This is a genomic window from Erwinia sp. Leaf53, assembly GCF_001422605.1.
Taxonomy (GTDB): Bacteria; Pseudomonadota; Gammaproteobacteria; order Enterobacterales; family Enterobacteriaceae; genus Erwinia.
The window spans coordinates 66,980-92,787 of sequence record NZ_LMLK01000002.1 but is presented as its reverse complement, the minus strand read 5'-3'; the positions used below and the strand labels follow the sequence as shown (position 1 = coordinate 92,787).

The window sequence follows — 25,808 nt, the reverse complement described above, 5'->3', positions numbered from 1 at the left end:
GGAGAACGGGCGTTCACCGGGCTGATTTTCGCAGCCGCCAGGGCGTGAGCTGTCCCGTTATCCCTTTCAGCCTGGCACTCAGCCGTTATACGCCTTCAGCACCAGCGAACCGTTCACCCCGCCAAAGCCAAAGCCGTTGACCAGCGCGCTGCGTATCGGCATCTGCCGTGCTTCGTTCTGCACAATATTCAGCCCCTGCGCCCGCTCGTCCAGTCGGTCAATATTCAGCGACGGCGGCGCAATGCCTTCGCGTATCGCCATCACCGAGAAGATCGCCCCCAGCGCCCCGGCGGCACCCAGCAGATGGCCGGTGGCTGATTTGGTGGAGGAGATCGCGGCGCGTGCACCGTCACCCAGTACCTGACGCAGCGCGTTCAGTTCGGCCACGTCGCCCACCGGGGTGGAGGTGGAGTGCGCGTTGACGTAGTCCAGTTCGGCGGCGGCGAGGCCCGCCTGCTGCAGCGCAAGGGTCATCGACCGCGCCGCGCCTTCACCATCCTCAGGTCCGGCGGTGATGTGGTAAGCGTCAGAGGTGGTGCCGTAGCCGGCCACTTCCGCGAGGATGGTCGCGCCGCGCTGCTGCGCATGTTCCAGCGACTCCAGCACCAGCACGCCCGCGCCTTCGCTCATCACAAAGCCGTCGCGCCCGGCGTCAAACGGCCGCGAGGCCAGCGCCGGCCGATCGTTAAAGTCGGTGGAGAGCGCCCGCGCCGCCTGGAAGCCGCCGAGCGATACCGGGTTGACGCAGGATTCCGTACCGCCGGCCAGCGCCACGTCAGCTTCGCCGTAACGGATGACACGCATCGCGTCGCCGATGCTCTGAATGCTGGCGGCACAGGCGGATACCGGCGTGCCGAGCATTCCCTTCAGGCCGTATTTGATCGCCACCTGCGAAGCCGCCAGGTTGCCGATAAACGAGGGAATGGTAAACGGCGACAGCTTACGGCTGCCTTTCTCCGTTACTGTCTTCACCGCCTGGGTGATGGCGTGAAAGCCGCCGATGCCGGTGGCAATAATGGTGGCGGTACGCTGGCGCGCGGCTTCGGTCAGGTTGTGCAGCCCGGCCTGCTCCACCGCCTCGGCGGCGGCGGCCAGCGCCAGATGAATAAAGCGGTCGGACTTACGCTGCTCTTTCGGCGCAATTAACGCATCGAGATCCAGCCCGTGAACGTCTTCTGTGACCGACGGTACCAGGCCGCCCACGCGAATGGCGGTATCGCCGTGCACCGCTTCCGGCAACAGACGGATGCCGGATTTGCCGGCGATCAACCGCTGCCAGCTGGGGATAACGCCGTGAGCCAGCGGGCTGGTCAGCCCCATTCCGGTAATCACTACTCTTCTGCCAATAATCGTTGTCATAAGGACCTGTAAAGTAACGAAAGGAGTTTCAGTGTACACGTGTAAGCTGAAAGATCCAGTGACAATTCCAGGTCAGATCGCAGGCAAATAAAAAGGGCCAGACAGTGCTGGCCCTCTCGGCGGTGGCGTTCAGGTGGGCAAAACTGCCCTTCAGGATTAGTAGAACGAGTGCTCGCCGCGCTGGTGCTCGGTCAGATCGCGCACGCCCTTCAGCTCCGGGAAGGCCTGCAGCATCTCTTTTTCGATGCCTTCTTTCAGGGTCACGTCGACCATTGAACAGCCGTTGCAGCCGCCGCCAAACTGCAGAATGGCCAGGCCTTCATCGGTGATCTCCATCAGCGAGACTTTACCGCCGTGGCTGGCCAGCTGCGGGTTGATCTGCGACTGCAGCAGGTATTCAACGCGCTCAACCAGCGGCGCATCTTCATTCACCTTGCGCATTTTGGCGTTCGGCGCCTTCAGCGTCAGCTGTGAACCGAGGTTATCGGTAACGAAGTCGATTTCCGCATCTTCCAGATAGGGTTTGCTCAGCTCGTCGATAAAGGCGGACAGGCGCTCGAACTTCAGCTCGGTGTCGGTGGCTTCTACCGCATCGGGTGGGCAGTAGGAGACGCCGCACTCGGCGGTTGGCGTACCTGGGTTAATCACGAATACGCGGATCTGGGTGCCATCTTCCTGCTTTGACAGCAATTTGGAGAAGTGCTCTTGTGCAGCATCGGTAATTACGATCATGGCGATTGCTCAATTGTTAAATAAATTCACTGGTTATAATACGCCCATCCCCACCCTGCTACAAGGTGCGGCACAGGCAGCCAGCCTGGATGCTGGCCGCGCCGTGCGCCAGCAGAATACGACTGATTTCGGCCACGGTGCTGCCGGTGGTGATTACGTCATCGATTAACAGGATATGACGCCCCTGTACCGCACTTTCAACCCTGAACGCGCCGCGCAGGTTACGCCTGCGTGCCAGCCGCCCGAGCCGGTGCTGAATGTTGCCGCCACGAACCCGGGTTACCCCGCGCGGATCGAAGCGGCACTGCAGCCAGTGGGCCAGCCTGGCCGCGATGTCATCTAACTGATTATAGCCGCGCTGCCAGGCGCGGTGATGGTAGAGCGGCACGCGGAGCAGCAGGTCCGGGCGCGGCAGGCCGTTTTCCCGCCGCCGCATCAGCCACTTTAGCAAAATTAACCGTGCCAGCATGTCCGCCTGTGCGGTGCCGCCGCTGAACTTTAGCCGGTTGACCAGCTGGCTGAGCGGCGGCTGCCAGGCCGTGACCGCGATCAGCTGCTGCCACGGCGGCGGTTTTTGCAGGCAGCGGCCGCACGGCTGCCGCGGGCGATGGCTGGCTAGCCCGCACTGCGGGCAGCAGGGCGGCTGGCGCTGCAGCTGGCGCAGACAGACCGAGCAGATGCCGTGTCGGGCAAAGGCGAGGGGCATCTGGCATAGCCAGCAGCCTGCCGGCATTGGTAGCATAGCGATCTCCAAAGCAAAAACAGGACCCTAACCGATGATGCCGCTTTACTGGAAGACCATAGGCCATGGCGATCGCCATCTTGTGCTGCTGCACGGCTGGGGGCTGAACGCCGGCGTGTGGCATGACATCAGCGTGCGGCTCAGCGCACAGTTTACGCTGCACCTGGTGGACCTGCCCGGCTACGGCCGCAGCCAGGGTTTTGGCCCGTTAACGCTGCCACAGATGGCGGACGCGCTGCTGGCACAGGCGCCGGCGCGGGCGGTGTGGCTCGGCTGGTCGCTGGGCGGGCTGGTGGCCAGCCAGCTGGCGCTGAGCCACCCGCATCGCGTGGCGGGGCTGATTACCGTGGCCTCATCGCCGTGCTTCAGCGCCGGCGACGGCTGGCCGGGGATCGGGCCCGCCACGCTCGGCCAGTTCCAGCAGCAGCTGAGCGAAGACTTCCAGCGAACCGTGGAGCGCTTTCTGGCGCTGCAAACCCTGGGGACCGAGAGCGCCCGCCAGGACGCGCGGCGGCTGAAAGAGGTGGTACTGGAGCAGCCGGTGCCGTCGGTTGCCGTGCTCAACGGCGGGCTGGAGATCCTGCGCAGCATCGATCTGCGCGCGGCGATGAGCGGGCTGACGCTGCCGCAGCTGCGGCTGTACGGCGCGCTGGACGGGCTGGTGCCGCGGGCGATAGTGCCGCTGCTCGACGCGCTGTGGCCCGCCAGCCGCAGCCATCTCTTCAGCAAGGCGGCCCACGCGCCCTTTATTTCTCACCCCGATGCGTTCTGCGAGCAGGTTAGTGGATTCTGTAATCAGATGGATGTAGTGGGCGTCAACTGAGAAAAAGCCATCCCATAAATTACGATAATAACGGTGCTGGCTGGCGCTTACGATATGACGGCCGATAATAGACAGCGTTGATGCGTTGATGCGTTGATGCGTTGATGCGTTGATGCGTTGATGCGTTGATGCGTTGATGCGTTGATGCGTAAGCGGAGTTCCGTTTGATTACAGACCTAAGGAGAGGACATGATGAAACGTTTAATCGTTACCGCAGCACTGTTACTGACCGGCGTAGCCGCGTTTAACGCCGTGGCGGCCGAAGAGATTTCCCGCGAGCAGGTGAAAGAGATGAACCTGCAGAAGCTGGGCACCATTGACACTACCAGCACCAGCTCACCGATGGATGCCAAAGCCCGGCTGTCGAAAAAGGCCGACGAGAAGGGCGGACGCTACTATGTGATTATCGCGGCCGACGAGCGTAACCGCACGCTGGCCATGGCGGAAGTGTACAAGTAACTCCCTGACAGAACGGGCGCTGGCCCGTTCACCTTGTCAGCATTATGGCTTTCATACTGGTTGCTTAACCGTTATCCCGGAACCCGTTCTTAAATCGTCCGCCTGACTGCCTGACTGCCTGACCGCCTGACCGCCTGACCGCCTGCGCACGTCACGCGCCCTGCCGGCATAGGTTGCTCATTACGCTTTACGCCTTCAGCCAGTAATATTCCCAGGGCGCCAGCAGCAGCGGTAGCGTGCCGTCAATGCGACTCCCGCCCGCCACGTCCTGCCAGTCATGCTCTTCCGGTAACGGGTAGCTCACCGTTTCCGCACTCAGATTAAACACGCACAGCAGCCGCCCGGCCGCAGCCGCGCCGCCGCGCCACAGCACCAGCAGCCGTTCATCGGCCTCACACACCTGCAGCGGGCTGTCCGGGTGGAAGGCGGGCTGGCGCATCCGTGCCTGAATCAGGGCGCGCAGCGCGTGAAAGGTGCGATGGCGCAGCGAGCCATCGTCGGCCAGCGCCTGCTCAATCTCTGCGAGATCATACTTCTGGCGGTTAATCGCCCGCGCGTAGCCGGCGGCGGTCACCCCTTCGCGGTCGTTGCGCGAGCCGAGCAGGCTCTGAATATAGACGGCCGGCACGCCGGGGAAGGCCAGCAGCAGCGCGTGCGACAGCATAAAGCGCCGCAGCCGCCGATCGTCATCGTCCGCCTGCTGATTCAGTGCGTCCATCCAGGTGACGTTGACCTCATACGGGCTGGTGCTGCCGTCCGGGTTATTTTTCCACGACACCAGCGCGCCCTCGGCGGCCAGATCGCGCACCAGCGTGACGATCTCCTCTTCGGGCAGGATGCCGCGCAGCGGGTTGAGGCCGATGCCGTCGTGGGAGGCAAGAAAGTTAAAGAAGGTGGTCGGGCTGCTGCCGGGCGTCAGAGTGGCGGCCCACTGGCCCAGCACGGTCGATGAGCCGGTGTGGATGGCGTGCAGTACCAGCGGCGGCAGCGAGAACTGATAGACCATCTGTGCTTCGTCGTCGCCGTTGCCGAAGTAGCGGATATTGTCCTGATGCGGCACGTTGGTTTCGGTGACGATCGCCGTGCCGGGGGCCACCTCATCGGCGATAGCGCGAAACAGCTTCACCAGCAGATGAGTTTTTTCCAGGTGGATGCAGGTGGTGCCGGGGGTTTTCCACATATAGCCGACGGCGTCCAGCCGCACGTAGTCGGCCCCTTTCTGCAGGTAGTCGAGCAGCACGCCGGCCATCTTCAGCAGCACTGCGCCGCTGGCAAAGTTCAGGTCGACCTGATCGCTGCTGAAGGTGGTCCACAGCAGGCGGATTTCGCCGCTCTGCAGGGTAAACTGAGTCAGCAGCGGCGAGGTGCGCGGACGGATCACCGCGCTGAGATCGGCGTTCGGCGGCATGCTGATAAAGAAGTCGTCCCAGCCCGGCTCCTGCGCCAGGTAGTGCTTAAACCACGCGCCGTGCGCCGACATATGGTTGCAGACAAAATCGAACATCAGCCGGGTATGGCGATGCAGTTCAGCAATATCCGCCCAGCCGCCGTAGGGCGGGTTAACCTGGTGGTAGTCGACAACTGAGAAGCCGTCGTCCGCCGACCAGGGATAGAACGGCAGCAGGTGCAGCAGCGTAAAGCTGCCCTGCAGGTGCTGCTGGCGGAAGCGGTTAAAGGCGCGCAGGGTTGGCACGCCCTCCTCGCGGAACTGATCGGCGTAGCTGATTAACACCACGTCCTGCTCGTCCCAGTGCGGCTTGCGCTGATGTTCGATGCCTTCGCGGGCATCATTAATGGCTTTCAGCAGCTGCTGCCGATGGCTGACGGAGAGGGTGGTGCCGTAGATCTGGTCGAGCAGGGCGGTGATGCGTTGCATAGTCAGTGAACCGGCCTGAAGAGTGCGTAGGTTGATTTCACTGTAGTCTCTGGGGAAAAAATCGCCAGCCTGACAGAGCAGAGCAGAGCAGAGCAGAGCAGAGAAGAGCAGAGAAGAGCAGAGAAGAGCAGAGCAGAGCAGAGCAGAACCGGAGCGATACTGACCGGATTAACCTGAAGCGGTATTCACTGTGTCAAACAGGCGTCACACGCATCTTAGGCATTTAAGGCGTCACAGGCATCATGGAGATTACAGGCATCACCGTTCAGCCCGGTAGTCGCTGCAAAGCAGCAGTGCATTTCAGTTGAGTGACGGAGTAAAGCCAGTGGTGGCTGATAAAGGATCAGGGCGGACCTTACGATCCGCCCTGATTCGCCGTTTTTCGGATAAGCAGAAGACTTACCTGAACAGGCTTAGCGTTTTTTTCCAAACGCCGCCGCCAGCGCGTCACCCATCATGCTGTTACCGACAGGCTGCGCCGCCGGGCGCGGCTTCGCGCCTCTGGCCGGGCGGGCGTTATCACGGGCAGGTGCATTACCACCGGCACCCGCGCCGCCCCCGCGCCGCGCGTTGCCTTCGCCCGGCTGCTCGTCCAGACGCATGGTCAGCGCGATGCGCTTGCGCTGCAGATCGACCTCCATCACCTTGACCTTAACGATATCCCCGGCCTTCACGACTTTGTGCGGATCGTCGATAAATTTGTCAGAGAGCGACGAGATATGCACCAGGCCATCCTGATGCACGCCGATATCAACAAACGCACCGAAGTTGGTGACGTTGGTCACCGCGCCTTCCAGCACCATGCCCGGCAGCAGGTCGCTCATCTGTTCCACGCCGTCGGCGAACTGCGCGGTTTTGAACTCAGGACGCGGGTCGCGGCCCGGTTTTTCCAGCTCTTTGATGATATCGCTGACCGTCGGCACGCCGAAACGCTCGTCGGTAAAATCGACGGCTTTCAGGCCGCCCAGCGCCGCCGGGTTGCCCATCAGCGCGCTCAGCGCCTGCTTGGTGGCGGCCAGAATGCGCTCCACCACCGGATAGGCTTCCGGGTGGACGGTTGAGGCATCCAGCGGGTTATCACCCTGGTTGATGCGCAGGAAGCCGGCGCACTGCTCAAAGGCTTTCGGCCCGAGGCGGCCGACCTTCAGCAGCTGCTGACGGTTCTGAAAACGGCCGTTCTCGTCGCGCCAGCTGACGATATTCTGGGCGATCATCTTGCTCAGCCCCGCCACGCGGGTCAGCAGCGGCACCGAAGCGGTGTTCAGATCGACGCCAACGCCGTTTACGCAGTCTTCCACCACCGCATCCAGCTTCTTCGCCAGCTGGCTCTGGCTGACGTCGTGCTGGTACTGGCCGACGCCGATCGATTTCGGGTCGATCTTCACCAGCTCGGAGAGCGGATCCTGCAGGCGGCGGGCGATGGAGACCGCACCGCGCAGCGAGACGTCGAGGTCCGGGAACTCCAGCGCCGCCAGTTCGGAGGCGGAGTAGACCGAGGCGCCGGCTTCGCTGACGATCACCTTCTGCCCCTTCACCGCCGGGAACTGTTTCTGCACGTCGAGGTAGAAGCGCTCAGTCTCGCGGGAGGCGGTGCCGTTACCGATCGCCACCAGCTCGACGTTGTGCTTCTGGCACAGCGCGGCGACGCTGGCGGCCGCTTTGGCGGTCTGGCCGGTGTGCGGGTAGATGGTATCGGTAGCCACCAGCTTGCCGGTGGCGTCGACCACGGCCACTTTTACTCCGGTGCGCAGGCCCGGATCGAGGCCCATGGTGGCGCGCATCCCGGCCGGGGCGGCCATCAGCAGATCGTGCAGGTTGCGGGCGAAGACGTTGATCGCCTCATCTTCCGCGCGCTCGCGCACCGTACCCATCAGCTCGGTTTCGAGGTGCAGCAGCACCTTGATGCGCCACGTCCAGCTGACCACCGCTTTACGCCAGGCGTCTGCCGGGGCATTGTTCAGGCGCAGGTCAAGATGGCTGGTGATAATCTGCTCGCCGTGGCTTTCGCGCGGCGGTTCGTCAGAGTGCGGATCCGGGTTCAGCGCCAGCTGCAGCACCCCTTCATTGCGGCCGCGCAGCATCGCCAGCGCACGGTGGGACGGCACGCTGGCCAGCGCTTCGTGATGGTCGAAGTAGTCGCGGAACTTGGCGCCTTCTTCCTCTTTACCGGCTACCACTTTCGCCACCAGGTGGGCGTTCTTCCACAGATAGTCTCGTACTTTCGCCAGCAGCGACGCGTCTTCGGCAAAGCGCTCCATCAGAATATAGCGCGCGCCGTCGAGGGCGGCCTTCACGTCGGCTACGCCTTTATCGGCGTCAACGTAGCCCGCCGCCAGCTGCTCGGGGTCATGCTTTGGCTCGTGCCACAGCGTTTCCGCCAGCGGCTCCAGCCCGGCCTCAATGGCAATCTGCCCGCGGGTGCGGCGCTTCTGCTTATAGGGCAGGTAGAGGTCTTCCAGCTCGGTTTTGCTCAGCGTGCCGTTGATGGCGGCGGCCAGCTCGTCGGTCAGCTTGCCCTGGTCGGTAATGGATTTCAGAATCGACTGGCGGCGGTCGCTCAGCTCGCGCAGGTAGCTCAGGCGCGTTTCCAGCTGGCGCAGCTGGGTATCATCCAGCCCACCGGTCACTTCCTTACGATAGCGTGCGATAAACGGCACGGTATTCCCTTCATCCAGCAGGCGAACGGCGGCGTCGACCTGTTCTGCTCTGGCCTGCAGCTCGGTTGCAATAATGCGGCTCAGCGATTCATTCATCTTTTTCGATACTTTATGGCGTTGGAAACAGGGCAACAGTTATACGGATTACAGCGCGTTATTACCAGCAGTGGGGCGGCCGGATGCGGCACAGGGCGCATGCTTTAAGACTCTTTAACCCGGCAGGCAGCGCTGATGGAAAATTTTTCGTCTGTTCTGCCGGGGATGTGCAGTGTGTGCTTAAGCGCGTTTTTACGCAGGCGATCGGGCAGAGCGATTCAGGATAAGTGCAGGTAATGATACCGGCGCAGAGGCTTCACGAGGCGTTGATATAGGTGATCTCATTGACGTACCACACTGCCTCGCCCAGCGGCGTATGTACCGTAGCGGCATCGCCAACCTCTTTCTTCAGCAGCGCGCGCGCCATCGGCGAGTCGATGGAGATATAGTCGTTGCGGGCAAAAATCTCGTCATAGCCGACGATGCGGAAACGCTTGATCTCGCCGTCGTCGTTTTCCACCTCCACCCAGGCGCCGAAGAACACTTTGCCATCCTGCTGCGGCGAGTAGTCAACGATGCGCAGCTGCTCGAGGCATTTGGTCAGGTAGCGCACCCGGCGATCGATTTCACGCAGGCGCTTTTTGTTGTACTGGTAGTCGGCGTTTTCGCTGCGGTCGCCAAGGCTGGCGGCCCAGGTGACTTTTTTGGTCACTTCCGGGCGCTCCTCGCGCCACAGAAAATCCAGCTCCTGCTTCAGCAGATCGTAGCCTTCGCGGGTGATCAGTTTGGTTTTCATGGTTCAGCCGTGGTTGCCTCGGGTAGGGGGCTATTTTGTGATGAAGGTGGGGTGGGATGCAAATAACGTAACAGATCGTGCGGGAGGGGCATGGATGGCGTAAAAATGGCGGGTCGGCATCAGAACGGAAAATCTGAAAAGCCCGGGCTGTCGGTAGCCATCGTCAGACAGTCGGCGTTGACGCCAGCATACTACTGGCGTCCGGGCATGACGTTGAACGGCTGACTAACTGATTGCGAGGCCAGTCACGCTGAGCTGGCACTGTTCATCCAGCCAGCGCCAGTCGCTATCGTACCGCTCGAATTTTATGGGCGACTGAGGTGCGTAGCTGTGCAGGGGGCTGTCAGCACTGTGCTTACTCTCTGTTCGTGATGGCGAATTCATCCGTTTCGCCGCTCGTCCGGGGACTAACGGTGAGGGATGATGGCAATATAAACCCCTGTTTAATATGCTTTGTAACAATTTCGGCTACAATATAAACCATTATTGACTGTTACATTCAGGCATCTTTTTTAAAAATACCAGCTCGGGCAATAGCGCCTTTGGGAGTAACGAAATGCAAGAAAACTACAAAATTCTGGTCGTGGATGACGATATGCGCCTGCGTGCGCTGCTGGAACGTTATCTGACCGAACAGGGCTTCCAGGTGCGCAGCGTCGCCAATGCCGAACAGATGGACCGCCTGCTGACCCGTGAGTCCTTCCACCTGATGGTGCTGGACCTGATGCTGCCGGGCGAAGACGGCCTGTCGATCTGCCGCCGTCTGCGCAGCCAGAGCAACCCGATGCCGATCATTATGGTGACGGCGAAAGGGGAAGAAGTTGACCGTATCGTCGGCCTGGAGATCGGTGCCGATGACTACATTCCTAAACCGTTTAACCCACGTGAGCTGCTGGCCCGTATCCGCGCCGTGCTGCGTCGCCAGGCCAACGAGCTGCCGGGCGCGCCGTCGCAGGAAGAGGCGGTGATCGCCTTCGGTAAGTTTAAGCTGAACCTCGGCACCCGCGAGATGTTCCGCGAAGATGAGCCGATGCCGCTGACCAGCGGGGAGTTCGCGGTACTGAAGGCGCTGGTGAGCCACCCGCGCGAGCCGCTGTCGCGCGATAAGCTGATGAACCTGGCGCGTGGCCGCGAATACAGCGCCATGGAACGTTCGATCGACGTACAGATCTCCCGCCTGCGCCGCATGGTGGAAGAGGACCCGGCGCACCCGCGCTATATCCAGACCGTCTGGGGCCTCGGCTACGTGTTTGTACCGGACGGCAGTAAAGCATGAGGCGATTCCGCTTCTCTCCCCGCAGTTCATTTGCCCGCACGCTGCTGCTGATCGTGACCCTGCTGTTTGTCAGCCTGGTCACGACCTACCTGGTGGTGCTGAACTTTGCCATTCTGCCTAGCCTGCAGCAGTTCAATAAAGTGCTGGCCTATGAGGTGCGGATGCTGATGACCGACCGGTTGCAGCTGGAAGATGGCACGCAGCTGGAGGTGCCACCGGCCTTCCGTCGTGAGATCTACCGCGAGCTGGGCATCTCGCTGTATACCAATGCGGCGGCGGAAGAGAGCGGATTACGCTGGGCGCAACACTACGAATTTCTCAGCCAGCAGATGGCGCAGCAGCTGGGCGGGCCGACCGATGTGCGGGTTGAGGTGAATAAAAACTCGCCGGTGGTGTGGCTGAAAACCTGGCTGTCGCCGGATATCTGGGTGCGCGTGCCGCTGACGGAGATCCACCAGGGCGACTTCTCGCCGCTGTTCCGCTACACGCTGGCGATTATGCTGCTGGCGATCGGCGGTGCCTGGCTGTTTATCCGCATCCAGAACCGACCCTTAGTGGAACTGGAGCACGCTGCGGTGCAGGTGGGAAAAGGCATTATTCCGCCGCCGCTGCGCGAGTACGGCGCGTCGGAGGTGCGATCGGTAACCCGTGCCTTTAATCAGATGGCCTCCGGCGTGAAGCAGCTGGCCGACGATCGCACGCTGCTGATGGCCGGGGTCAGCCACGATCTGCGCACGCCGCTGACGCGCATTCGCCTGGCGACAGAGATGATGTCCGGGCAGGACGGCTATCTGGCCGAGTCGATCAACAAAGATATCGAAGAGTGCAACGCGATTATCGAGCAGTTTATCGACTACCTGCGCACCGGCCAGGAGATGCAGTTTGAGGTCGCCGATCTGAACGGCGTACTGGGCGAGGTCGTGGCGGCCGAAAGCGGCTATGAACGCGAGATCGAAAGCGCGGTGATGCCGTCTGAACTGATGCTGGATATTAACCCGCTGGCAATCAAGCGCGCTGCGGCCAATATGGTGGTGAACGCTGCGCGCTACGGCAACGGCTGGATCAAGGTGAGTTCGGGGCGTGAGCTGCAGCGGGCATGGTTCCAGGTGGAGGATGATGGTCCGGGCATTGAGCCGGATCAGCTCAAGCATCTGTTCCAGCCGTTTGTACGCGGTGACAGCGCGCGCAGCACCAGCGGTACCGGCCTTGGCCTCGCCATCGTGCAGCGTATTATCGACGCCCACCAGGGCACGCTGGAGATTGGACGCAGCGACAGGGGCGGCCTGAAAATCCGTGCCTGGCTGCCGCTGCCGCCGGTGAATACCCTGCCGGGCACGCCGGCACCCTGACTGACTGCCTGACTGCCTGACTGCCTGACTGCCTGACTGCCTGACTGCCTGACTGCCTGACCGCCTGACCGCCTGACCGCGGTCACAAACGTCCTCAGAGTTTCGGGCCCGCCTTCACCAGCGCGGCACCCGCTGCGGTATCGGTAAATTTTTCAAAGTTGGTGATAAAGCGCTGCGCCAGATCCTGCGCCTTCGTTTGCCACTCCGACCCGTTAGCGTAGCTGTTACGCGGATCCAGTAGCTGACCGTCTACGCCGCTGACCTGCAGCGGCATCGCCAGGTTAAACACCGGCAGCGTTACCGTCTCCCCCTCGTTAAGTTCGCTGCTGAGAATGGCGTTGATGATGTTGCGGGTGTCCTGCAGCGAAAACCGTTTACCGCTGCCGTTCCAGCCGGTATTCACCAGCCACGCCTGCGCGCCGGCGGCCTGCATACGTTTTACCAGCACCTCGGCGTACTGCGTCGGGTGCAGGGTGAGGAACGCCGCGCCAAAGCAGGCGGAGAAGGTTGGCGTCGGTTCGGTGACGCCGCGCTCGGTGCCGGCCAGCTTGGCGGTAAAGCCGGACAGAAAGTGGTACTGCGTTTGTGCCGGGGTCAGCCGTGACACCGGCGGCAGCACGCCAAAGGCGTCGGCGGTGAGGAAGATCACGGTTTTCGCGTGACCCGCTTTCGAGACCGGCTTAACGATATTTTCAATATGATTAATCGGGTAAGAAACCCGGGTATTTTCGGTCCTGCTGCCGTCGGCGTAATCCACCGAGCCGTCCGCGCGTACCACCACGTTCTCCAGCAGCGCGTCGCGGCGGATGGCGTGATAAATCTCCGGCTCGGCCTGCGCGGAGAGGTTGATGGTTTTAGCGTAGCAGCCGCCTTCAAAGTTAAACACGCCGTCGTTATCCCAGCCGTGCTCGTCATCGCCAATCAGCTGGCGCTGCGGATCGGTCGAGAGGGTGGTTTTGCCGGTCCCGGAAAGCCCGAAGAATATCGCCACGTCGCCCTGTTTCCCCACGTTGGCCGAGCAGTGCATGGATGCGATCCCCTTCAACGGCAGCAGGGTGTTCATGATCGAGAACAGGCCCTTCTTCATTTCGCCACCGTACCAGCTGCCGCCGATCAGCTGCATACGCTCGGTCAGGTTAAACGCGACAAAATTTTCTGAGTTCAGCCCCTGCTCCTGCCAGTGCGGATTGGTACATTTTGCGCCGTTCATCACCACGAAGTCCGGGGTAAAACAGGAGAGCGACGCGTCGTCCGGCCGGATAAACATGTTTTTGACGAAGTGCGCCTGCCAGGCAACCTCGGTAATAAAACGCACGCACAGGCGGGTATCCGGGTTAGCGCCGCACCAGGCGTCGACCACAAACAGCCGCTTGCCGGAGAGCTGGCGGCTAACCAGCTCCTTCAGCGCATGCCAGGTCTCCGGCGTCAGCGGCTGGTTATCATTTTTACCGGTGCCCTGGTCGCTCCACCACAGCATGTCGCGGGTGGTCTCGTCACGCACCAGATACTTATCTTTTGGCGAACGGCCGGTAAAGACGCCGGTATCGACGGCAACGGCCCCGGAGTCGGTCACCGTACCGCGCTCGTAACCGGTCAGCCCGGGGCGGGTCTCTTCCTTAAACAGCTGGTCGTAATCGGGGTTATGGATTACCTCAGTCGTGGCGGTAATACCATAGGTAGCAAGCTCCCCGGAAGTCAGGCTGTATACGCTCATAACGGCTCCTTTGGTGGTGTGCTGCAACAACATAAATGGCGTGTTTCTGGATGAATAGCGATTAAATCCGCAGGTTTCGGTCAGGGCAGGATAAAAATCGGCTGGAGAGATCGCGCGCAGTGTACACCTGCTACGAGTAAGGGAAAGGGGTAAAAGGTAAAAGTGAGAGGCCGTACGTTATTCGTCCGTTCGGATTGCAGGATGCCGCAGGAGTCGTGTCAGAAGATGCGGTATTGCGGCGACTCAGGGGAATATGAGCCACTTCCCGGCGCGAGCGGGGCACCTGAACGGCACGACTGCGCAGGAGAAAACAGGGAAAGCCCGGTGGGTAAAATGATTCAGGCCATCGGGGAGTCTGGCAGGATAGAAATAGACCGCCGCTGAAGTCGCCACTAGCGGGCCCTCAGTTGAGGGCCCGCTAGTGGCGCGGGCGCAATGCCGCTATAAATCAGTGAACCTGTTGGTCCGCTGCCGCCGACCCGCTGCGGATGGCCGCAATATCCACCGCGTCGAAAACGTAGTGGCTGCCGCAGTAGTCACAGTGCATATCAATATTGCCATCTTCCGCCAGGATCTCGTCGACTTCGTGCTGCGGCAGGGTGCTCAGTACATCGGCGCAGCGCTCGCGCGAGCAGGTGCACTTAAAGCAAACCGGCTGCGGATCGTACACCGTCACCTCTTCCTGATGGTAGAGACGCCACAGGACTTCGTTCGCTGGCAGGGTCAGCAGCTCTTCGGTTTTCAGGGTTTCGGTCAGGGTGGCGAGGTGGCTGAAATCGTCCATCTGGCTGTCCTGGGCCGGCAGCACCTGCAGCAGTACGCCGCCTGCGCCCGGCTGGCCTTCGGCCTCACCGGTGTGGATAAACAGCCGGGTTGGCAGCTGCTCGGAGCGCATAAAGTAATCTTCCAGACAGGCGGCCAGCGTGTCGCCTTCCAGACCGACTACGCCCTGATAGCGTTCACCCTCTTTCGGCGAAATGGTGATGATCAGGTAGCCGTTGCCGACCAGCTGTTTCAGGCTGCTGCCGTCGGCGATCTCGCCCTGCACGCGCGCCACGCCGCGCATCTCCTGCTGATTGTTACCGTTAATTACCGCCAGATTCAGCGGGCCGTCACCCTGCAGCTGTACGGTGATATCACCGTCAAACTTCAGCGTGGCGGTCAGCAGGCTGGTGGCCACCAGCAGCTCACCGAGGATCTGCTGCACCGGTTGCGGGTAGTCGTGCCCGGCGGTGATTTCACGCCAGGTCTGGGAAACGTTGACCAGTTCGCCGCGCACGGCGTGGTTTTCAAACAGGTAACGGTGCATCTGATCTTGCTGGGACATAGCTTATTCTCTCGTTGTGGCGGGCCGGGGTTACTCAGCACCCTCGCCGGAATTTTTAAATTTCATCAGGTCGCGACGCTCTTTTTTATCCGGGCGGCGGTCGGGGTGCGGCATGCTCAGCGCATTCAGCTTACGCGCCAGCGCCACCTTTTCGCGCTTCTCAATGCTCTGCGCGGTTTCCAGGTAGAGCAGCCGGGCGTCGCCAGCCGGGCCGCGTTTGTCGCTGACGGCCTGGATCACTACCGTGCGCTCGTCGTTTCCCTGACGCAGCGTCAGTTCGGCACCGCTCTCTACCAGTTTGCTCGGCTTACCGCGCTGGCCGTTATAGTGAACCTTGCCGCCCTCGATCATCTCGCGGGCGATGGCGCGGGTTTTATAGAAGCGCGCCGCCCACAGCCATTTATCAAGACGGACCCCGTCAGTGGGTTTTTCTTTCATCGTGGCTCCTTGGGAATACCCCTATATGTGGGCACCCTGGGTGCTTTCAAGTCAGCGAAGGGATCGCCGCAGGAGGTACCGGGTCGGTGAAGTCAGATTAGACTTAAAAATAGCACAAACTTTACAGGGCCTGTCACGGGCGGATGGCCTTGATATCGCCCAGCGAGTGGCTGAAGCACTTATCGTAGTACTGCTGGATAGCCAGCAGGCGTTGACGATTGCGCTGAATACGCAGCAGGGCCAGCAGCGTGTTGAGGATAAAACCTGTCAGCAGCACCAGCAGCAGCAGGCTGGTGCCCAGATAACGCCACAGAGTCGTGACGTCGGGTTCGCTGTGCAGCACCACGTGTCGGGTGCCGTTGGCATCGGTGGTGATACCGGTGACGATGCCGGAAACGTTGAAAGGCGTATGCAGCATCATGCCGGCCAGCCGCTGCAGCGCCGGCCACTGGTCCGGCGCGTTGTAGTCAAACAGTGATACCGGCGGGGCTGGCTGGCTGACCAGCTGACGGCCTTCGTCGCTGATCAGCAAAAAACCGCCCGGCGGCGGGCTGTTCAGCGCTTCGGCAGCCCGGCGCGTTTCGCGATAGAAGAAGGTGGCGGTGGCGGTGTTGACCAGATTTTCCAGCGCGTCGGCGCTGACCGGACGCAGAATCACGTTAGTGCCGTTCAGCGCCCCGGAGTCCGCGCGGCGTACCAGCGTCGGCCAGTCTTTGGCGCTGCCGAGGTTGACCAGCGCGTTTTTCAGCCGGACGCAATCCTGCTCCTGGCTGCACAGCGCCTGAGTTTTCTGCACAATATCCGAAAAGTCATCCAGAAGGATCATCCCGGCCTTCTGAATGGCGCTGGCCAGCTGCGGGTTCAGCTTGGCATCGCCGCCGGTTTGCGGGTGCAGCTGCTGGCTGATGGCGTCCACCAGTGCGGTGGCCTTATCGATCACCTCTGACTGCGGCAGCGGTAGCGGCACGGCGTTATTCCAGTACACCGCAGAACAGTCGAACGGCATAAACGCGTAGTTTCGGTTGCCCTGATAAATGGCCGGTACTGAACACATCCCGGTACCTTTTACCCGCAGGCTGTCGCCGACGCGCAGGTGGGCTTTTTCCAGCTCGCTGACCTGGCTGACCTGCAGGCTTTCGGTGCCCTTAATCCACGCCAGGCTGATTTTCCACGGCATGCTGAGGGGAACCCAGCTCATCAGCAGCGCCAGCACCAGCAGGCAACCGGCCGCCAGCACCACGTTTTTGCGCCAGCGCTGCAGGGGAAAATTACGCACTTCATCCTGCAGCGACAGGAAGCGCCCCTGGCGCACTACGTGGCGGCTGAGGTAGAGATCGATTTCTGTGGTCTGGCCGAGATCCTGGGTGACGTAGTTCTGCCAGTGCGGCGGATAGATCAGATCGATGATGCCCAGCGAGATCGAACTGGCCTGGCCCTGGTTCGATTCACCAAACAGCCCCCAGCGTTTCGGCGTGCCGCGCAGGCAGTGGATATCACGCAGTGCCTTGCTGGCGGGCGGGCGATAGAGGAACCAGCAGCTGACCAGCACCATGCTGACGCCGGCCAGCACCAGCCACGGCATCAGCACCAGCGGTCCGGTCAGGGCAACGAAGAACAGCAGCAGGGCCACGCCGATCACCAGCGCCTCACGCGTGCCGTCCGGCCGGTTCAGCGCGTACTCTTCCGCACTCTCTTTACGCACGCGCAGCAGCTCAACGTTTTCCCTCTCTTCCTGGCGGATTGAGGCGTTTTGTCCGCTGACGCGCAGGGCGCTGCTGAGCACCGGGGGCTCCCAGCGGTATTCGTCAAGCGTATGGCCGTTCAGGGAGATAACTAATGGCACGCTTTGCGTTTTAATCAGCTCGACGAAGTTCTCTTCGGCAATGAACTGCTCCCACTGGGCGGGCAGATGCACCTCAACTTCATCAAGGTAGTAGCGCCACTTATGCGGTTCGTCGGTCGACAGACCGTAGCGGGTGATGGCCCGAGTGACCGGGTAAACGTTGTTGCTTTGTGACGTTAAGGCGAGCTGCTGCGGCGAGCTGCTGGATCCTGACGGGATCGTACCGCTACGATGGCGCGCCAGCGCGGACAGATAGCGTTCAACCGCCGCACGCTCTGTGCTGTTCAGCTTGCGATTGGGGGGGCTGATAAACGGCAGGGGTTTAGCAAAAGGCGGGCGATGGCGCATGGCGAACCAGAACAGGCAGCCGGCCACGACGAAGCCGGCCAGCATTACAGCCAGGATGATGACCACTGTGCTCATGCTTCCCTCATTTCCGCCACGATTCCCCTGTCACCGTTCTCGCGTAAGACTCTCGTCATGCCCTGACCAATTGTGGCGAGTTTGCGCCGTGCTTGCAATCAGCAATAAATGGAAAAAGAGTAATAAAAATCATAGCGTTATAATGTTTGTATTCGATGCCCGTCCTGAATGGTACCCGGAATTTCTCATGAAGAATATCGGCATAATCCTATTTATCTGCGGGTGGCTTGACTTGCATTAAAAGAATTTCCTTATGTTTACAATGATTTGTTATAAATAGGTGAAATGATTCATGCGATGATTGGATTCCTGCGGTGGCTGCCGCACAATGAACGTTAATACGGTCAGTTCCCGCTGTCGACGCGGGTACCGGCGCTTACTTCGGTTATATCCTGGGGCCATGATGACCAGACAATTACAAAAACCTGACATCCTCAAGGTCGAGACGGTGGCGCAATCGCGGTTGTTTACCGTTGAAGCGGTGGATCTTGCCTTCAGCAACGGCGCACGCCGGGTCTATGAACGGATGCGCCCGTCCGATCGTGAAGCGGTGATGATTGTGCCGATCGTTGACGATCACCTGATCCTGATTCAGGAGTACGCGGTGGGGCTGGAGTGCTACGAGCTGGGCTTCCCTAAAGGGTTGATCGACCCGGGTGAAACCCCGTTTGAGGCCGCGAACCGTGAGCTGAAAGAAGAGGCCGGTTTTGGGGCAGAGCAGCTGGAAAGTCTCGGCAGGCTGACCATGGCCCCCTCCTATTTCTCCAGTAAAATGAATATCGTGGTGGCGGAAGGGTTGTATCCGGAACAGCTTGAAGGAGATGAACCGGAGCCGCTGCCGCAGCTGCGCTGGCCGCTTAACAACCTGCTGGCGCTGCTTGATGAGCCGGATTTCCGCGAAGCGCGTAACGTCAGCGCGCTGTTTCTGGTGCGTGAATGGCTGGTGAAGCAGGGGCGTATAGCGTACTGATCCGCAGGTAAACGCGGTACGCGCAGTCATACAGCGGTGACGCCTTTGTAGTAAACGCGCAATCACAACGTTATTCAGGATCGGGCGCGGAGATAAAAAAAGGCCGGGTTGCCCCGGCCTGTATCGCTGAACCGCCGGGCTGGCCCGGCATCATTCGATCAGAACAGCTCGTGGCTTTCGCCGTTATCAATAAGCGTGGTACCGGTGTCGTGCACGGAGTATTCGGTGGGCTGGGTGCCCTCGATAAAGTACTCCTGGCGGGTGTTGCCGCCACCGTTGGCCAGCTTACCGGTGCCGCGGTCGATATTCACCGTCACCACGCCCTGCGGCGGCGTCAGTGGCTCTAGCGGTACGCCATCCAGCGCGCTTTTCATATAATCATCCCACGCCGGCTGAGCACTCTTGGCCCCGCCTTCGTAGCCGGAGATCTGCTCCTTGATCGCCCCTGACGCAGTGGTGCGCCCCAGATCGCGGCGGTGGTCGTCAAAACCAATCCACACCGAGGTCACCACGCCAGGGCCGTAGCCGGAGAACCAGGCGTCCTTCGAGCTGTTGGTGGTGCCTGTTTTGCCGCCGATATCGTTGCGTTTCAGCTCCTTGCCGGCACGCCAGCCGGTGCCCATCCAGCCCGGCTCGCCGAAGATGTTCGAGTTCAGCGCGCTTTTGATCAGGAACGACAGCGGGGTGTTGATCACGTGTGGCGCATACTGCTGCTCACCGTCCTGCTGCACCTGCTGCTGAGTGACTTCGCCCAGCTGCGGCTGCGGTACGGCAAAGTTGGTTTTCTCCTGCGATACCGCCACGTTTTCCACGCTGTCTTCGCTCAGCGCCACCGCCTTTTGGGTCTCGCCGTAAATCACCGGCAGATTGCACTGCGGGCAGGCGATTTTCGGTTTGACCTCAAAGACCTTGTCACCCTGCTCGTTCTCAATGCGGGTAATAAAGTACGGATCGACCAGGAAACCACCGTTGGCCATCACCGAATAGCCGCGCACCATCTGCAGCGGGGTGAAGGAGGCCGAGCCCAGCGCCAGCGATTCGGTATGCACGATATTTTCCGCCGGGAAGCCGAAGCGTTGCAGATACTCAGCGGCGTAGTCGACGCCCATGGCGCGCATGGCGCGCACCATCACCACGTTTTTCGACTCACCCAGCCCCTGACGCAGGCGGATTGGCCCGGCGTAGGTGTTCGGTGAGTTTTTCGGCCGCCAGTCGGCACCGGCACCGGCATCCCAGCGCGAGATCGGCACGTCGTTGAGGATCGAGGCCAGCGTCAGGCCGCGATCCATCGCTGCGGTATACAGGAAGGGTTTGATGTTCGAACCGACCTGACGCAGCGCCTGGGTGGCGCGGTTAAATTTGCTGAGGTTGAAGTCGAAGCCGCCGACCAGCGCGCGCACGGCACCGTCGTTGGGATCGAGCGACACCAGCGAGGAGTTGACGTCCGGCACCTGGGCGAGCTGCCAGGCGTTGTCCACCTGGCGCAGCCAGATCTGCTGGCCGGGTTGCAGCACCTGGCTCACGGAGCGTGGTGTGGCGCCCTGCAGCGTATCCGACTTAAACGGACGCGCCCAGCGGACGGCCGCCAGATCGAGGCTGACGATGCTGCCGTCACGCAGCGTGGCGCTGGCCTGCTCGCTGCTCGCCTGGGTGACCACCGCCGGATTAAGCGGGCCATAGACCGGCAGCGCTCTCAGGGTCTTCACGATCTCCGCATGGCCCCAGGCCGGCTGGCTGGCCTGCCACAGCACGCTGGCCGGGCCGCGGTAGCCGTGGCGCATATCGTAGGCGATCACGTTGTTCTGTACCGCGTCCTGCGCGGCCAGCTGCAGCTTGCGGGTGACGGTGGTGTAGACCTTGTAGCCGTCGTTGTAGGCGCCTTCACCGTAACGCTTAACCATCTCCTGGCGCACCATTTCGGTCAGATACGCGGCGCCGAAGGCGATCTCCGGCGTGTGGTAGTTAGCGACCAGCGGCGTGTTACGCGCCTCATCATACTGTGACTGGGTGATGTACTGCTGGTCCAGCATGCGCGCCAGCACCGTATTACGGCGCTGCACCGCCCGGGTATGGGAGTAGAGCGGGTTAAAGGTCGACGGCGCTTTCGGCAGGCCGGCAATCATCGCCATTTCGCTCAGCGACAGCTCATCGACGTTTTTACCGAAGTAGACCTGCGCCGCCGCGCCCACGCCATAGGCGCGGTAGCCGAGGTAGATCTTGTTCAGGTACAGCTCAAGGATCTCATCTTTGCTCATCGTCTGTTCGATACGAATCGCCAGGAAAGCTTCCTTGATTTTGCGCGTCAGCGTTTTTTCGGGGCTGAGGAAGAAGTTCCTCGCCAGCTGCTGGGTGATGGTACTGGCACCCTGCGAGGCGTGCCCTGACATCAGCGCAATGCTGGCAGCACGGAAAATGCCGATCGGATCGACGCCGTGGTGCTCATAAAAGCGGCTGTCTTCGGTGGCAATAAAGGCCTTCACCAGCTGCGGCGGCATCTGCTGCAACGTCAGGGGGATACGGCGTTTTTCACCGTACTGGGCGATCAGCTCGTTGTCTGCGCTGAACACCTGCATCGGCGTCTGCAGACGCACATCTTTCAGCGTGGCGACGTCGGGCAGCTGCGGCTCTATGTATTTGTATAAACCATAGATCGAGCCTGCTCCCAGCAAAATGCAACACACTGCAAGGATCAATAAATACTTTACGAACTTCACCTGATATTTCCCATTTAAAGTCGATTGGGCAGTTTATAAACAATCGCGCGGTAGTATAAAGGCTAGCCAGTAGCTTGGATACGTCCTTTTAAAACTGACGATAAGGAGATCGCCGCATGGCTCTTCAGATATGGCAGATCGGGCTGGATATTCAAAACGGGCAGCTGTGTGCCCTTGCCGTTCAGCAACGCCGCAACGGCTGGCAGCTCCGCCACTGGTGGCAACACGACCTGCCGCAAGATACGTTAAGAAATGGCCTCATGCAACGTCCGGACATCGTTAGCGCGCTGTTGCAGCGCTGGCGTCGGCTGTTGCCGGGCCGCTTTTCGCTACGGGTGGGGTTCCCGCCACATCCGGTAATGCAGCGCCCGCTGAGCCTGCCGGCGATGCGCCTGCACGAACCCGATCGCCACCGCTATATCACCGCGGCGGCGCGTCAGCTGTTCCCGATCGAGCCGGAGGCGCTGGCGCTGGATTACCGCTCTGCGGCCGCCGGGCAACTGATGCTGACCGCCACCCGCCAGGAAGCGTTACACAGCTGGGTCAGTTGTCTGCAGCAGGCCGGCCTAGTGGCGCAGGTGCTGGAACTGACCCCCGGTGCACTCGGCGTGCTGGCCGGTACCCTGAACCTTGACCCTCACGCCACGCTGGTACACCGCACCAGCGATCACTGGCTGTGGTATGCACCGCAGCATGCAGAACAGCCGTGGGGATGGTGTGCGCTGGAGGAGGCGGCAGACTTTGGCAGCCTGCATCTGAGTAAGCTGCCGGCGGCGGGTGAGATCTGGTACAGCTCGGCGCTGGCGGAGCCGCCGCCGCCGGGCACCCTGGCGCTGTCACCGCTGCAGGCGATGCGCTTCTGGCAGCCGCCGTTGCCTGCCTGTGCCGGTGCTTTTTCGCTGGCGATCGGGCTGGCGCTGCGCCCGGAGGATCGCTGATGGTGCCGGTCAATTTGCTGCCGTGGCGCACGCAGCGCCTGCGGCGGCAGTGGCGGCGCTGGTGTCTGCTGCTGTTGGTGGCTCTGCCGTTGTTGAGTGCCCTGCCGGGTCTGTGGCTGCAGTGGCAGCATCAGCTTAACCGCCAGCAGAAGGCGCTGTTGGCAACCTGCGTCGAGGCGCAGCGGCTGGCCGCCGCACTGCAGGCGCGCACGCAGGCCGTTTTGCAGCCGCTGAACGCTCTGCAACTGCAGCGCCTGCAGCAGCAGCAGCGGCTGCAACGGCTTCTGCTGTGGCGGGATGTTGCAGAACGGATAGCGCAGGTCATTCCTGCCGGGGTGTGGCTGAGCGAGCTGAAAACAGGCACCGCTGGCGTGCAGCTGCAAGGTGCCAGCCGTGGCGTTGCGGGCGTGCACAGGTTCCGTGACCGTCTCGGGCAGCTGAGCTGGGTGCAGCAGGTCACGTCCGGCAGCGTGGTGCGTAACGCAGAGGACGAGGTGCATTTCAGCCTGCAGGTTCATTTGCGTCAACCGGCGCCCCCGTGATTCAGGACTGCCGGCTGGGCGGGCTGCAGGAGAACCTTCATGATCCGGGCTTATCTGTCCGGCTGACGACAGAACGAGCGACAGTGACGTATTTTTTGCCGGTTTGCAGGCGACAGGGGGAACACGCATGACTCAACGTTATCTGCTCAGGTGGCTGCAGGCCGCGTGGTGGCTGAAAACCGCCAGCGTGCTGGCGCTGGTGGCTGTGCTGGCGGCGCTGGGGTGGCTGTGGGGAGCCAGCCCGGTGCTGCAGCAGGCTGACCAGCTGGCACACCAGCAGCGTCAGGCGCTGCTGCGTTATCGTTTGCAGTTGCAACAGCTGCAAAAAATACCGGCGCTGAGCACGCTTCGCGCCAGGCTAGAGCAACTGCAGGCGGCTGGTGAGTCACGGCGCGACTTCTCCCTGCCCGCACTGCTGAGTGAAAGCGGCGCGCGGCTGCAGCACTGGCAGCCCGGCCCACAGGGCGGGGAGCTGGCGCTGACGCTGCAGTGGCCGCAGTTTATCCGGCTGCTGGATTATCTGACCACGCTGCGGCCGCCGGTGTCGATCGTACGGCTTTCGCTGCACGGTAACGCCGAGGCGCTGCGTCTGCTGCTGACGCTGGTGACGGAACAGGATGCCGGGGGCGCGCGATGAGCACGCGTTACCGCTGGCTGAGGGTGCCGCTCAGAGCGGCTACCACGATCTGTCGGCTGCCTGATGGGCTTTGTGCAGCCATATCGCGCTGTCGGCTGCTTGATGGGCTTTGTGCAGCCATATCGCGCTGTCTGCTGCCTGATGGGCTTTGTGCAGCCATATCGCGCTGTCGGCTGCTTAACAGGCATTGTGCGGCTATACCACGCTGCACACTGCTTAAGGTGCGTGGAGCGACCTTCATACTCTCCCTGCTGCTGCCGGGGCCTTTACTGGCCGGGGAGGGGGTGACTCTGCGTGACCCTTTTGCCCCGCCGGCGCTGGCCCGCTGTGAGCTGCAGGCCGCCGAACGGCTGGGCTGGCAACTGCAGGGGGTGATTGGCCAGCCGGGCGAGTTTCATGCCTGGCTGGTGGCCCCGCCGGCGACCCGGCTGCGGCTGCGGGCCGGTGAAACTCTGCCGGGGACCCGCTGGCAGGTGGTGGAGATTGCCCGGTTCAGCATCACGCTGGGCGCAGATAACGGCTGCCCGCCGCCGCTGAGGCTGGCACTCAAGGAGAGAAACCGTGGACAGACTACCAATCCCACTGCTGCTGCTGGCGCTGGCGCTGGCGCTCAGCGGTCCGGCGCTGGCTGAACCTGAACGTACGCCGTTGGCTAAGCCTGTGCTGCTGGCTGACCGCCCTCCGGTAGCTGAGCGGACGCTGCCAGCTGAACGCAGCTCTTTGGCTAAACGGACGCTGCCAGCTGAACGCAGCTCTTTGGCTAAACGGACGCTGCCAGCTGAACGCAGCTCCTTGGCTAAACGGACGCTGCCAGCTGAACGCAGCTCCTTGGCTAAACGGACGCTGCCAGTTGAACGCAGTTCTTTGGCTGAGCGGACGCTGCCCGCTGAACGCAGTTCTTTGGCTAAACGAACGCTGCCCGATGAACGCAGGCCGCAGGCCGGGCGCGTGCCGCTGTCGCTTAACTTTGATGATGCGCCGGTGGGCCAGGTGCTGCAGGCGCTGGCCGACTACCAGCAGCTTAACCTGATGCTGGCACCCGGCGTGGAGGGGCGCATCAGCCTGCGCCTGGAGGGGGTGCCCTGGCGTCAGGCGTTGCAACTGGTACTGAAGCTGGGGCGGCTTAGCCTGGAACAGCAGGGCAACGTGATGCTGATCTATCCCCCCGGCCGGCAGCAGGAGAAGCAGCGTGAGGCCGAGCAGCAACGGGAAGATCGCGAGCGCCGTATGCCGCTGCAGACGCTGAGCCTGACGCTGCAGCATGCCGATGCCAGCGTGGTCAATGCCAGCCTGCAGAGTGAACGTGCGCAGTTGATGACGCCACGCGGGTCGGTAACGCTGGATACCCGTACCAACACGCTGCTGCTGCGCGACACGGCGCAGGCGTTAGAGCAGACCGGCCGCTGGTTGCGCTCGCTTGACGTGCCGCTACAGCAGATCGAGCTGGCCGCGCAGATTGTTACCCTGAGTGAAGAGAGCCTGCGTGAGCTTGGCGTTAACTGGGGGCTGGGCGGCGAGCCGCCGGTCGCTGACGCCCTGCGTGCCAGCCAGCTGCGCGTTGACCTCGGTGTGGCGCGGCCCGCGGCGGCGGCCGGTTTTACCCTCGCACGGCTGAACGGCCGCCTGCTGGAGCTGGAGCTCAGCGCGCTGGAGCGTGAGCATCAGGCGGATATCATCGCCAGCCCGCGCCTGTTTACTTCGCACCAGCAGACAGCCAGCATCAAGCAGGGCACTGAGATCCCGTATGAAGTGGCGACCGGTAACAGTGGCTCGACCACCATGGAGTTTAAAGAGGCGGTGCTGGGCATGGAGGTGACCCCGGCGGTGCAGGCCAACGGACGTATTTTGCTGAAGCTGCACATCACGCAGAACGTGCCCGGGCGCACGATGCGCAGCGGTGACAGCGAGGTGCTGACCATCGATAAACAGGAGATCACCACCCAGGTGACGCTGAAGGATGGCCAGACGCTGGCGCTGGGCGGTATTTTCCAGCAGGAGAGCGCTGCCGGCCGGAGAGCGGTACCGTTGCTCGGGGATATTCCTCTGCTGGGCGCCCTGTTCCGGCACGGTGTTCGTGAGCAGAAAAGGCGAGAATTGGTGATCTTCATCACACCAAGGCTGATCCGCAGCGATTAATGCGAATTTTGAACCAAACTG

The 25,808-nt window shown here is 61.7% G+C and carries 22 protein-coding genes; 11 read left to right on the top strand and 11 right to left on the bottom strand.

All coding sequences use genetic code 11. The features are described from left to right. Positions 1 to 78: 78 nt before the first annotated feature. From fabF to gntX, 3 genes are all read right to left on the bottom strand, one after another. Positions 79 to 1,359 carry a beta-ketoacyl-ACP synthase II gene (gene fabF / locus ASF13_RS03275; RefSeq protein ID WP_200929764.1) on the bottom strand — a complete coding sequence of 427 codons (1,281 nt, stop codon included), beginning with the start codon at positions 1,357 to 1,359 and terminating at the stop codon, positions 79 to 81. Positions 1,360 to 1,515: 156 nt separating this feature from the next. Continuing rightward, positions 1,516 to 2,091, bottom strand: coding sequence for a Fe-S biogenesis protein NfuA (nfuA, locus tag ASF13_RS03270; protein ID WP_056232567.1), 576 nt, complete (start codon positions 2,089 to 2,091; stop codon positions 1,516 to 1,518). A 58-nt stretch (positions 2,092 to 2,149) separates the two neighbouring features. Then, on the bottom strand, positions 2,150 to 2,833 hold the full coding sequence (gntX, locus tag ASF13_RS03265) for a DNA utilization protein GntX (protein ID WP_056232565.1): 684 nt from the start codon (positions 2,831 to 2,833) through the stop codon (positions 2,150 to 2,152). 34 nt (positions 2,834 to 2,867) lie between these two features. On the opposite strand from gntX, the gene bioH reads away from it, so the two are divergent. Together bioH and ASF13_RS03255 are read left to right on the top strand one after the other, a co-directional pair. After that, positions 2,868 to 3,656, top strand: coding sequence for a pimeloyl-ACP methyl ester esterase BioH (bioH, locus tag ASF13_RS03260; protein ID WP_056232564.1), 789 nt, complete (start codon positions 2,868 to 2,870; stop codon positions 3,654 to 3,656). 192 nt (positions 3,657 to 3,848) lie between these two features. Further along, positions 3,849 to 4,115 carry a YdgH/BhsA/McbA-like domain containing protein gene (locus ASF13_RS03255; RefSeq protein WP_056232794.1) on the top strand — a complete coding sequence of 89 codons (267 nt, stop codon included), beginning with the start codon at positions 3,849 to 3,851 and terminating at the stop codon, positions 4,113 to 4,115. A gap of 187 nt (positions 4,116 to 4,302) precedes the next feature. Here the strand turns inward: ASF13_RS03255 and ASF13_RS03250 are convergent, their stop codons facing one another. The 3 genes from ASF13_RS03250 to greB all read right to left on the bottom strand — a co-directional run bounded on the left by ASF13_RS03250 (position 4,303) and on the right by greB (position 9,480). Then, positions 4,303 to 5,991, bottom strand: coding sequence for an alpha-amylase family glycosyl hydrolase (locus tag ASF13_RS03250; RefSeq protein WP_056232561.1), 1,689 nt, complete (start codon positions 5,989 to 5,991; stop codon positions 4,303 to 4,305). A 413-nt stretch (positions 5,992 to 6,404) separates the two neighbouring features. Further along, positions 6,405 to 8,744 (bottom strand): Tex family protein, encoded by a 2,340-nt coding sequence (locus ASF13_RS03245; protein WP_056232560.1) that lies wholly within the window; start codon positions 8,742 to 8,744, stop codon positions 6,405 to 6,407. 256 nt (positions 8,745 to 9,000) lie between these two features. Continuing rightward, positions 9,001 to 9,480, bottom strand: coding sequence for a transcription elongation factor GreB (gene greB / locus ASF13_RS03240; RefSeq protein WP_056232557.1), 480 nt, complete (start codon positions 9,478 to 9,480; stop codon positions 9,001 to 9,003). A 90-nt stretch (positions 9,481 to 9,570) separates the two neighbouring features. On the opposite strand from greB, the gene ASF13_RS25135 reads away from it, so the two are divergent. The 3 genes from ASF13_RS25135 (at position 9,571) to envZ (ending at position 12,105) form a co-directional block, all read left to right on the top strand. After that, complete coding sequence (locus tag ASF13_RS25135; protein WP_255354404.1) at positions 9,571 to 9,705, top strand: hypothetical protein; 135 nt, start codon at positions 9,571 to 9,573, stop codon at positions 9,703 to 9,705. A 331-nt stretch (positions 9,706 to 10,036) separates the two neighbouring features. Beyond that, positions 10,037 to 10,756: a two-component system response regulator OmpR gene (gene ompR / locus ASF13_RS03235; RefSeq protein ID WP_001157751.1), complete on the top strand. Its 720-nt coding sequence runs from the start codon at positions 10,037 to 10,039 to the stop codon at positions 10,754 to 10,756. Beyond that, a complete protein-coding gene (gene envZ, locus ASF13_RS03230; protein WP_056232555.1) occupies positions 10,753 to 12,105 on the top strand; it encodes a two-component system sensor histidine kinase EnvZ in 1,353 nt (450 codons plus the stop codon). The genes ompR and envZ overlap by 4 nt, the downstream gene beginning before the upstream one ends. Positions 12,106 to 12,199: 94 nt before the next feature. Here envZ and pckA read toward each other — a convergent pair whose 3' ends face one another. The 4 genes from pckA to ASF13_RS03210 all read right to left on the bottom strand — a co-directional run bounded on the left by pckA (position 12,200) and on the right by ASF13_RS03210 (position 17,850). Continuing rightward, positions 12,200 to 13,819 (bottom strand): phosphoenolpyruvate carboxykinase (ATP), encoded by a 1,620-nt coding sequence (gene pckA / locus ASF13_RS03225; protein WP_056232553.1) that lies wholly within the window; start codon positions 13,817 to 13,819, stop codon positions 12,200 to 12,202. Between the two features lie 448 nt (positions 13,820 to 14,267). After that, positions 14,268 to 15,146 carry an Hsp33 family molecular chaperone HslO gene (hslO, locus tag ASF13_RS03220; RefSeq protein ID WP_056232551.1) on the bottom strand — a complete coding sequence of 293 codons (879 nt, stop codon included), beginning with the start codon at positions 15,144 to 15,146 and terminating at the stop codon, positions 14,268 to 14,270. A gap of 30 nt (positions 15,147 to 15,176) precedes the next feature. Continuing rightward, positions 15,177 to 15,584, bottom strand: a complete 408-nt coding sequence (hslR, locus tag ASF13_RS03215; RefSeq protein WP_056232549.1) for a ribosome-associated heat shock protein Hsp15 — start codon at positions 15,582 to 15,584, stop codon at positions 15,177 to 15,179. A 133-nt stretch (positions 15,585 to 15,717) separates the two neighbouring features. Then, positions 15,718 to 17,850 carry an intracellular growth attenuator family protein gene (locus ASF13_RS03210; RefSeq protein ID WP_056232547.1) on the bottom strand — a complete coding sequence of 711 codons (2,133 nt, stop codon included), beginning with the start codon at positions 17,848 to 17,850 and terminating at the stop codon, positions 15,718 to 15,720. Positions 17,851 to 18,253: 403 nt separating this feature from the next. Here ASF13_RS03210 and nudE point away from each other — a divergent pair, with 403 nt between their 5' ends. Next, positions 18,254 to 18,820, top strand: a complete 567-nt coding sequence (nudE, locus tag ASF13_RS03205) for an ADP compounds hydrolase NudE (RefSeq protein ID WP_056232545.1) — start codon at positions 18,254 to 18,256, stop codon at positions 18,818 to 18,820. A 158-nt stretch (positions 18,821 to 18,978) separates the two neighbouring features. Here the strand turns inward: nudE and mrcA are convergent, their stop codons facing one another. Continuing rightward, complete coding sequence (mrcA, locus tag ASF13_RS03200) at positions 18,979 to 21,534, bottom strand: peptidoglycan glycosyltransferase/peptidoglycan DD-transpeptidase MrcA (RefSeq protein WP_056232543.1); 2,556 nt, start codon at positions 21,532 to 21,534, stop codon at positions 18,979 to 18,981. A 116-nt stretch (positions 21,535 to 21,650) separates the two neighbouring features. Between mrcA and pilM the strand changes: the two genes are divergently transcribed. From pilM to hofQ, 5 genes are all read left to right on the top strand, one after another. Then, positions 21,651 to 22,472: a type IV pilus biogenesis protein PilM gene (gene pilM / locus ASF13_RS03195; protein WP_056232541.1), complete on the top strand. Its 822-nt coding sequence runs from the start codon at positions 21,651 to 21,653 to the stop codon at positions 22,470 to 22,472. Beyond that, on the top strand, positions 22,472 to 23,014 hold the full coding sequence (locus tag ASF13_RS03190) for a PilN domain-containing protein (RefSeq protein ID WP_056232539.1): 543 nt from the start codon (positions 22,472 to 22,474) through the stop codon (positions 23,012 to 23,014). The genes pilM and ASF13_RS03190 overlap by 1 nt, the downstream gene beginning before the upstream one ends. Positions 23,015 to 23,141: 127 nt before the next feature. Next, entirely contained in the window at positions 23,142 to 23,651 is a 510-nt protein-coding gene (locus tag ASF13_RS03185; RefSeq protein WP_056232538.1) for a hypothetical protein, read from the top strand. A gap of 284 nt (positions 23,652 to 23,935) precedes the next feature. Further along, positions 23,936 to 24,283: a HofP DNA utilization family protein gene (locus ASF13_RS24615; protein ID WP_056232536.1), complete on the top strand. Its 348-nt coding sequence runs from the start codon at positions 23,936 to 23,938 to the stop codon at positions 24,281 to 24,283. Positions 24,284 to 24,551: 268 nt separating this feature from the next. After that, positions 24,552 to 25,787, top strand: a complete 1,236-nt coding sequence (hofQ, locus tag ASF13_RS03175; protein WP_199177652.1) for a DNA uptake porin HofQ — start codon at positions 24,552 to 24,554, stop codon at positions 25,785 to 25,787. Positions 25,788 to 25,808: the final 21 nt, after the last annotated feature.

Excerpts from the sequence above, each read along its gene's own strand:
- envZ (WP_056232555.1), top strand. The coding sequence starts at position 10,753 with ATGAGGCGATTCCGCTTCTCTCCCCGCAGTTCATTTGCCCGCACGCTG.
- gntX (WP_056232565.1), bottom strand. The coding sequence starts at position 2,833 with ATGCTACCAATGCCGGCAGGCTGCTGGCTATGCCAGATGCCCCTCGCC.
- pckA (WP_056232553.1), bottom strand. The coding sequence starts at position 13,819 with ATGAGCGTATACAGCCTGACTTCCGGGGAGCTTGCTACCTATGGTATT.
- hslR (WP_056232549.1), bottom strand. The coding sequence starts at position 15,584 with ATGAAAGAAAAACCCACTGACGGGGTCCGTCTTGATAAATGGCTGTGG.
- ASF13_RS03250 (WP_056232561.1), bottom strand. The coding sequence starts at position 5,991 with ATGCAACGCATCACCGCCCTGCTCGACCAGATCTACGGCACCACCCTC.
- ASF13_RS03185 (WP_056232538.1), top strand. The coding sequence starts at position 23,142 with ATGACTCAACGTTATCTGCTCAGGTGGCTGCAGGCCGCGTGGTGGCTG.
- ASF13_RS03255 (WP_056232794.1), top strand. The coding sequence starts at position 3,849 with ATGAAACGTTTAATCGTTACCGCAGCACTGTTACTGACCGGCGTAGCC.
- ASF13_RS25135 (WP_255354404.1), top strand. The coding sequence starts at position 9,571 with ATGGATGGCGTAAAAATGGCGGGTCGGCATCAGAACGGAAAATCTGAA.
- ompR (WP_001157751.1), top strand. The coding sequence starts at position 10,037 with ATGCAAGAAAACTACAAAATTCTGGTCGTGGATGACGATATGCGCCTG.
- greB (WP_056232557.1), bottom strand. The coding sequence starts at position 9,480 with ATGAAAACCAAACTGATCACCCGCGAAGGCTACGATCTGCTGAAGCAG.
- nfuA (WP_056232567.1), bottom strand. The coding sequence starts at position 2,091 with ATGATCGTAATTACCGATGCTGCACAAGAGCACTTCTCCAAATTGCTG.
- hslO (WP_056232551.1), bottom strand. The coding sequence starts at position 15,146 with ATGTCCCAGCAAGATCAGATGCACCGTTACCTGTTTGAAAACCACGCC.
- ASF13_RS03210 (WP_056232547.1), bottom strand. The coding sequence starts at position 17,850 with ATGAGCACAGTGGTCATCATCCTGGCTGTAATGCTGGCCGGCTTCGTC.
- nudE (WP_056232545.1), top strand. The coding sequence starts at position 18,254 with ATGACCAGACAATTACAAAAACCTGACATCCTCAAGGTCGAGACGGTG.
- bioH (WP_056232564.1), top strand. The coding sequence starts at position 2,868 with ATGATGCCGCTTTACTGGAAGACCATAGGCCATGGCGATCGCCATCTT.
- ASF13_RS03245 (WP_056232560.1), bottom strand. The coding sequence starts at position 8,744 with ATGAATGAATCGCTGAGCCGCATTATTGCAACCGAGCTGCAGGCCAGA.
- ASF13_RS03190 (WP_056232539.1), top strand. The coding sequence starts at position 22,472 with ATGGTGCCGGTCAATTTGCTGCCGTGGCGCACGCAGCGCCTGCGGCGG.
- fabF (WP_200929764.1), bottom strand. The coding sequence starts at position 1,359 with ATGACAACGATTATTGGCAGAAGAGTAGTGATTACCGGAATGGGGCTG.
- pilM (WP_056232541.1), top strand. The coding sequence starts at position 21,651 with ATGGCTCTTCAGATATGGCAGATCGGGCTGGATATTCAAAACGGGCAG.